This window comes from Micromonospora sp. DT15 (assembly GCF_049841475.1).
Classification (GTDB): domain Bacteria; phylum Actinomycetota; class Actinomycetes; order Mycobacteriales; family Micromonosporaceae; genus Micromonospora.
The window spans coordinates 247,700-254,165 of the sequence record NZ_JBNCKJ010000013.1; the positions used below are offsets into that span (position 1 = coordinate 247,700).

At 70.6% G+C, this 6,466-nt stretch carries 6 protein-coding genes; 2 read left to right on the forward strand and 4 right to left on the reverse strand.

What is annotated here, in order from left to right; all coding sequences use genetic code 11:
- Window positions 1–11: 11 nt before the first annotated feature.
- The 4 genes from ACLQ3F_RS26850 to ACLQ3F_RS26865 form a co-directional block, all read right to left on the reverse strand.
- A complete protein-coding gene (locus tag ACLQ3F_RS26850; protein ID WP_425852114.1) occupies window positions 12–662 on the reverse strand; it encodes an aminodeoxychorismate/anthranilate synthase component II in 651 nt (216 codons plus the stop codon).
- Window positions 663–664: 2 nt separating this feature from the next.
- Window positions 665–946: a hypothetical protein gene (locus tag ACLQ3F_RS26855; protein ID WP_238687886.1), complete on the reverse strand. Its 282-nt coding sequence runs from the start codon at window positions 944–946 to the stop codon at window positions 665–667.
- A 4-nt stretch (window positions 947–950) separates the two neighbouring features.
- The gene (locus tag ACLQ3F_RS26860; protein WP_425852115.1) at window positions 951–2,135 is read right to left on the reverse strand and encodes a class E sortase; all 1,185 of its coding nucleotides are present in this window, start codon (window positions 2,133–2,135) and stop codon (window positions 951–953) included.
- Between the two features lie 497 nt (window positions 2,136–2,632).
- The gene (locus ACLQ3F_RS26865) at window positions 2,633–3,433 is read right to left on the reverse strand and encodes a DUF881 domain-containing protein (protein ID WP_357194816.1); all 801 of its coding nucleotides are present in this window, start codon (window positions 3,431–3,433) and stop codon (window positions 2,633–2,635) included.
- 218 nt (window positions 3,434–3,651) lie between these two features.
- On the opposite strand from ACLQ3F_RS26865, the gene ACLQ3F_RS26870 reads away from it, so the two are divergent.
- Window positions 3,652–3,915 carry a cell division protein CrgA gene (locus ACLQ3F_RS26870; RefSeq protein WP_112583988.1) on the forward strand — a complete coding sequence of 88 codons (264 nt, stop codon included), beginning with the start codon at window positions 3,652–3,654 and terminating at the stop codon, window positions 3,913–3,915.
- A gap of 204 nt (window positions 3,916–4,119) precedes the next feature.
- Window positions 4,120–6,318: a (Fe-S)-binding protein gene (locus ACLQ3F_RS26875; RefSeq protein WP_425852130.1), complete on the forward strand. Its 2,199-nt coding sequence runs from the start codon at window positions 4,120–4,122 to the stop codon at window positions 6,316–6,318.
- The last annotated feature ends 148 nt before the right edge of the window (window positions 6,319–6,466 follow it).

The following is a 6,466-nucleotide window of genomic DNA, read 5'->3' on the forward strand; positions in this document are numbered from 1 at the left end:
ACGTCCCGCCCTCAGGCGGCGGCGAAGGCTGCCAGACGACGCGCGTCCACCTCGGCGGCAAGCGCGGGTGCCCGCTCCAGCGCCTCGGGGTGACCGCAACTGGCCAGCCAGTTCGCCAGCATCAGGTGGCCGCCCTCGGTGAGCACCGACTCCGGGTGGAACTGGACGCCCTCGATGGGCAGCGTCCGGTGCCGCATCGCCATGACCACGCCGGAGCCGGTCCAGCCGGTGACCTCCAGCTCGTCGGGGAGCGTCTCGGGCAGCACGGCGAGTGAGTGGTACCGGGTGGCGGTGAACGGGTCGGGCAGGCCGGCGAGTACGCCGACCGAGTTGTGGCGTACCTCGGAGGTCTTTCCGTGCAGCAGTTCGGGGGCGCGCGTCACGGTCGCCCCGAACGCTTCGCCGATCGCCTGATGGCCGAGGCAGACGCCGAAGATCGGCAGCTTGCCCGCGTACTCCCGGATGACGTCCAGGCAGATGCCGGCCCGGTCCGGGCTGCCCGGCCCGGGCGACAGCAGGATGCCGTCGGCGCCAACCGTGCCGACCTCGGCGACGTCGATCTCGTCGTTGCGGCGGACCTCGCAGTCCACGCCGAGCTGGCCCAGGTACTGCACCAGGTTGAACACGAAGGAGTCGTAGTTGTCGATCACCAGGACGCGCATGGTCACCTGCTCGGGGAGGGGGGCGCTGGGTTGTTCTGGTCGGTGTCGTACGGCAGTTCGTGCTCGTCACCGGCCGGGGTTTCCCCGGTCACCGGGTCGCCGCCGCCACCCGTCTCGGCAGGTACGCCGGACTCGACCTGCACGTCGTCGAAGGGCAGCAGGGGCTCGGCCCACGGGAAGGCGACGTACCACAGCAGGGCCACAGTGGCGGCCACCAGGAGCACCGAGCCGGTCAGCTTCCCGACCACGCCGAACGGCAACTTGCGCCAGATGAACGCGTACATCGGGTCAGCCTTCCAGCTCCGCCGGGCGGCCCGCGGACTTGGCTTGGGTGCGGTCCAGTTCGGCGTGGATGATCAGGCGCTGGTAGTTGTCGAACTTCGGGTTGCACGTGGTGAGGGTGAGCATCCGCTTGGTTGCCTTCTTGTCCGGTTGGCCGGGCACCGGCGCCACCACCTCGACCTGGGTCGGCCGGACGATCCGGGATTGCGACACCCGGTAGACATACCAGTCGGTCTTGCTCTCGACCACGATCGGGTCGCCCTCATTCAGCTCGTCCAGCCGCCAGAAGGTGGCCCGGTTGCGGTGGCCGGCGACGGAGAAGTTGCCGACCTGGCCGGGGAGCGCGCTGGTCGGGTAGTGGCCGGGGGCGAAGCGGATGTCCTCCTGAGTGACGCCCTCTACGACCACCCAGTTCTTGTCGAGCTTGGGGATGTAGAGGCCCGCGAGCGGCTTTCCGCGTACCGGTGGGGACGGTTTGACGCTCGGGCCGACCGACGGGGCCACCGTCGGGTCGTCGGTCGGACCCCACGCCTGGGCCAACTCGTTGTTGAGCTCGTTCTGGTGGGCGTCGACGATCGCCGACTTGCCCCAGACCTCGTATCCGGCGAAGAGCAGGACGACCAGGCCGAATGTGATCAGGACTTCGCCGGTGACACGGATGCCGGTGCGCAGTCGCGAGCCAAACGACGGGCGGGTCAGCTCGGAGTAGACGCTCTTGTAGCCCTCGCCGGTCTGGTGCGGCCGGAGTTGCACCACCCGCTCGCCGCGTCGGGGTTGGGGAGGGTCGGCAGGGCTGGCAGCGGTCGGCTCATCCGGGACGGCGATGCGGGGGACGGCACCCATCAACGCTGTCGAGTCCATGGTCGGCGGCCTGGTGGCAGGAGTGGCGGGCACGGCCGGAATCATCGCGGTGGCGGCCGGGTCCGCGGCGCGATCCACGCCAGCGCTCGGCGGGACCCGGCTGGGCCCGGTCGGCGGGACCCGGCTGGGCCCGGTCGGCGGGAAGCCTTCCGGCCCGGCCGCTGCGACGCGGTCGGGGGCGGGCGGGGAGACCGGGGAGTCGGTGGGTCGGGCTGGCCGAGCGGTGACCTGCGGGATGTACGCGGTCGGTGAGTCGGCCAGCGGCGGCGTCGAAGGGCCGGAGGAGACCGGCCGGCTCGGCGCGCCAGGGGCCGCCGGACGGGTTGGCATCGGCACCCCGCCGGGCGTGGCCGGAGGGGTCGGTGCGGCACCTGGTGGGTTGCCGGCACCCGGCGGGCGGGTAGGTGCGGCGCTGGGCGCGGGGGGTCGGGTCGGGGCGTTGCCGGGGGCAGCGGGCCGAACCGGGCCCTGGTTGCCGGCGGACGGCCGGCCGGGGGTGGTCGCGGGGGGAACCCCGGCGCCGCCGGGCGAGCCTGGCCCGGCAGTTGCGCTGCCCGGCCAGGGCGGCGGTGCTTCGGCACCCGGGCGGCCCGGGGGCCCGGTCGGCTCGGGTCGAGTGGCGCTCGGTGGCTGCTGCTGGCTTCGCGGCTGCTGCTCGGGTCGCGGCGGCTGTTCGGCTCGTGGCGGCTGCAGCACCGGCTCGGGCCAGTTGCCGGCTGGGGTCGGTCGGCCCGGTGCCGACTCGGGTCGGCCGACCTTGGGCAGAAAGGCGGTCGGCTCGTCGGTATGGTCCCGGTGTCGCCCGTCGCGTCGCTCGTCCGGCCCGCTCACTTGGGCACCGTAGCCGAGCGCAGGGCTGTGGAATCCTCGAATGCGGGAACTCGCACCGTGGAGGCAGTCTCCTTGTAGCCAAGCTGGTAGTCGTCGACCGCGTCCTTGAACAACCGGACTCCCTGAGAGCTGGCGAGGGCCTGCTGGAGGGCAGCGGGATCGCCGATCGCTACGATCTTGAACGGTGGGGAGTACACCCGGCCGTGAAGTAGCAGGGTGTTACCGACGCAGCGTACCGCGCTGGTGGTGAGCACGCGGACATTCATGATTGACATGGCCTCGGCCCCGCCGGCCCAGAGCGCGTTGACCACCGCCTGTACGTCTCCCTGGTGCACCACCAGGTCGTCGTTGCTGGCGTCCGACTGCGTCTGGTCGAGCTGGGGCGCGTCGTTCAGCTCGACGGTGACCCCGGGCCCGCTCAGGGCGGTGAACCCGGCGTCCTGGAGGCTGCCCTGGGCGCGATTCTGCTGAGCCTTGATCGGGGCGTCCGAGCCGGCCAGCGTGTTGGTCCGTTGCTCGACCTCGCCGCGCAGCTCGGCGGCGCGGCGCTCGCTGGCGGCGACCTGTTCGCGGCGGTCCTCGATGAGCTGGTTGAGCTGGGGGCGTCGGTCCTCCCGGAGAGAGGTGCCGCCTGCGGTGGTCGCGGTGGTGGTGAAGAGCAACCCGGCCGCTGCGGCGATCAGGGGCACCCCGATCGACCAGCCCGGACGGCGTTGGCGCGGTCGCCGGGGCAGCAGCCCGGCGGCGGCCCGTCGGAGGACCTTCTGCCAGGAGGTTGCGCCGGATGTGTACTCCACCGAGCGTTCCTTCCGCGTGTCGGGGATCGGTCCGTGCCGGCTGGGCCGGTGCGAACAGTCCCGCCTCTTTCGGTCACTCCGTGCACCGGCCTGACCCCATTCGTGGTCCGGGCGGCCAATCGGGACTACGCTAGCTCTCGAACATTATTGGCCATGGACCGTCGCCCCCGCGCCCGGTTGTCAGGCCGGACGAGGTCGTCACCCCTCTGGAGAGCGCCGTGCCCAAGTCTCAGGTCCGTAAGAAGAAGGTGTACACCCCGCCGACGGACGTGCGTCCGACGACGACGTCGTCGTCGCGCAAGCCTAGCCCGGTGTGGTTGCCGATCACCGCGGTCGCCTTGATCGTCGTCGGCATCGGCTGGCTGGTGCTCTACTACCTGTCCGAGCAGGAGTACCCGGTCATGGCGTGGGGTTACTGGAACCTCGCCGTCGGCTTCGGTGCGATGGTCGCCTCGCTGGCGTTGCTCTCTCGCTGGCGCTGATCCGCCGACCGTCGCGTCGGCGGTCCCACGTCACCCCGTCGAGCCCCTGCCCAGCGGGATCGGGTGGGGCCCCCTATGGTGTGCGCAGGCAGCGCGGCCTACTGCGAGATGACTCACGTTACCGCTGGGTAACCTTCGCGTAGGCTGCACTGCATGACCGAGCACAGCGAGGTCATCAGGCAGCAGACCGGGGAGGCCAACTCGATGGGCAGCGTCCAGATCGTCACCACGATCCTCGCAGCCGCCATTACCGCCGTGGCGGTGTGGCTTGCGGTGCGTGCGGTCCTGAAGATGGTGGCAGTCATCCGGCTCGGGCAACCCGCGCCGGAGCGGTTCTCCGACAAGGTCGCCCGCGCCAGGACGATGCTCGTGGAGACGGCCGGCCACACCCGGATGCTCAAGTGGGGCGTGGTGGGTGCCGCGCACTGGTTCGTGATGGCCGGCTTCGTCGTGCTGTCGCTGCTGGTGCTCGAGGCGTACTTCGAGGTGGTCACCACCGACGGTGGTCTGCCGATCATCGGGCACTGGACGATCTTCGGTCTGGTCACCGAGATCATCGGGGTGCTGGGTCTGGTCGGCATCCTGGTGCTGATGGCGATCCGGCTGCGCAACCGGCCGACCCGCCCGGGAGGGCGGTCCCGATTCACCGGCTCGACCATGTGGCAGGGCTACTTCGTCGAGTGGATCGTGCTGCTGGTCCTGATCTTCGGCTTCGTGATCCGGGGCTTCAAGGTCGCCACCGACCACTTCGAGTTCCCGTTCTGGGCCACCCCGGTCAGCCACGCGGTCGGCGCGGTGCTGCCCGACTGGGCGGACGGCGTCAGCGTCGCCGCGGCCATCAAGATCATCATTTCGATGACGTGGCTGATCGTCATTTCCCTGAACGTCACGATGGGCGTCGCCTGGCACCGCTTCCTGGCGTTCCCCAACATCTTCTTCAAGCGGGAGCCCGCCAAGCCGGCCGGCTCCGGTCTCGGCGCGCTGCGCCCGATGACGAGCCAGGGCAAGCCGCTCGACTTCGAGGAGGCGGACCCGGAGAAGGACCAGTTCGGCGTCGCCCACGTCGAGCAGTTCAGCTGGAAGGGCCTCCTGGACTTCAGCACCTGCACCGAGTGCGGTCGCTGCCAGTCGCAGTGCCCGGCCTGGAACACCGGCAAGCCACTGTCGCCGAAGCTACTGGTGCTGAGCCTGCGCGACCACGCGTACGCGAAGGCGCCCTACCTGCTGGCCGGCGGCGGCAAGGACCTGACCGGCGAGGAGAAGGCCACCCAGGCGCAACTCGCCCACCTGGACGTGCTGGCCCTCGCCGAGGCCGACAAGCCGTTGATCGGCACCGCCGAGGAGGGCGGTGTCATCGACCCGGACGTGCTCTGGTCCTGCACCACCTGCGGTGCCTGCGTCGAGCAGTGCCCGGTGGACATCGAACACGTCGACCACATCGTCGACATGCGCCGCTACCAGGTCCTGATCGAGTCGAGCTTCCCCTCCGAGGCCGGGGTGATGCTGCGCAACCTGGAGAACAAGGGCAACCCGTGGGGCGCCCCGCAGAACACCCGCGAGGACTGGACCAAGGGTCTGGACTTCGAGGTGCCCCGGGTCGGCGAGGTGGACGACTTCGAGTACCTGTTCTGGGTCGGCTGCGCCGGCGCGTTCGAGGACCGGGCCAAGAAGACCACCCGCGCGGTGGCCACGTTGCTCAACGAGGCGGGCGTGAAGTTCGCGATCCTGGGCGAGGGCGAGACCTGCTCCGGCGACCCGGCGCGACGGATCGGCAACGAGTTCGTCTTCCAGATGCTCGCCCAGCAGAACGTGGAGACGTTGAACGAGGCGTTCGAGGGTCGGGAGAAGGCCAAGCGCAAGATCGTGGCGACCTGCCCGCACTGCTTCAACACCCTGGGCAACGAGTACGGGCAGCTCGGCGGGGAGTTCGAGGTGGTCCACCACACGCAACTGCTCGCGCACCTGGTCGCCACCGGCAAGCTCACGCCGGTGCAGCCGGTCGACGGCGGCGTCACCTACCACGACCCCTGCTACCTGGGTCGGCACAACCGCGTCTTCGCGGCCCCCCGCGAGGTCCTCGGTGACGCCATCGCGGGCGACCTGACCGAGATGCCGCGTAACAGCGAACGGTCCTTCTGCTGCGGTGCCGGCGGCGCCCGGATGTGGATGGAAGAGAAGATCGGCAAGCGGATCAACGTGGACCGGGTCGAGGAGGCCATGGCCACCGGGGCGAGGACGGTAGCGGTCGGCTGCCCGTTCTGCTCGACGATGCTCAGCGACGGGGTCAACGGCAAGGGCGCAGGCGAACAGGTCGAGGTGATCGACGTGGCCACCGTGCTGCTCCGCTCGGTCAAGCCCGAGCAGCCGCAGGGCGGCAAGGAGACCGCGCCGATCGGCGGCTGAGACGCGTACCTCCGGGATCTGTTCATCGACGGCGGGGGGCCCGGGGGGGCCCGGCGGGGGCTGGGGGCGCGGGGCGCGGCCGGGGTCTCGGTGATCGCCGCCGCCACGATGATCGCGGGCTGGCACCGGTTCAGCGACGTGCTCGGTG

Coding starts and splice junctions, on each gene's coding strand:
- ACLQ3F_RS26850 (WP_425852114.1), bottom strand. CDS start 662: ATGCGCGTCCTGGTGATCGACAACTACGACTCCTTCGTGTTCAACCTG.
- ACLQ3F_RS26860 (WP_425852115.1), bottom strand. CDS start 2,135: ATGCCAACCCGTCCGGCGGCCCCTGGCGCGCCGAGCCGGCCGGTCTCC.
- ACLQ3F_RS26855 (WP_238687886.1), bottom strand. CDS start 946: ATGTACGCGTTCATCTGGCGCAAGTTGCCGTTCGGCGTGGTCGGGAAG.
- ACLQ3F_RS26875 (WP_425852130.1), top strand. CDS start 4,120: ATGGGCAGCGTCCAGATCGTCACCACGATCCTCGCAGCCGCCATTACC.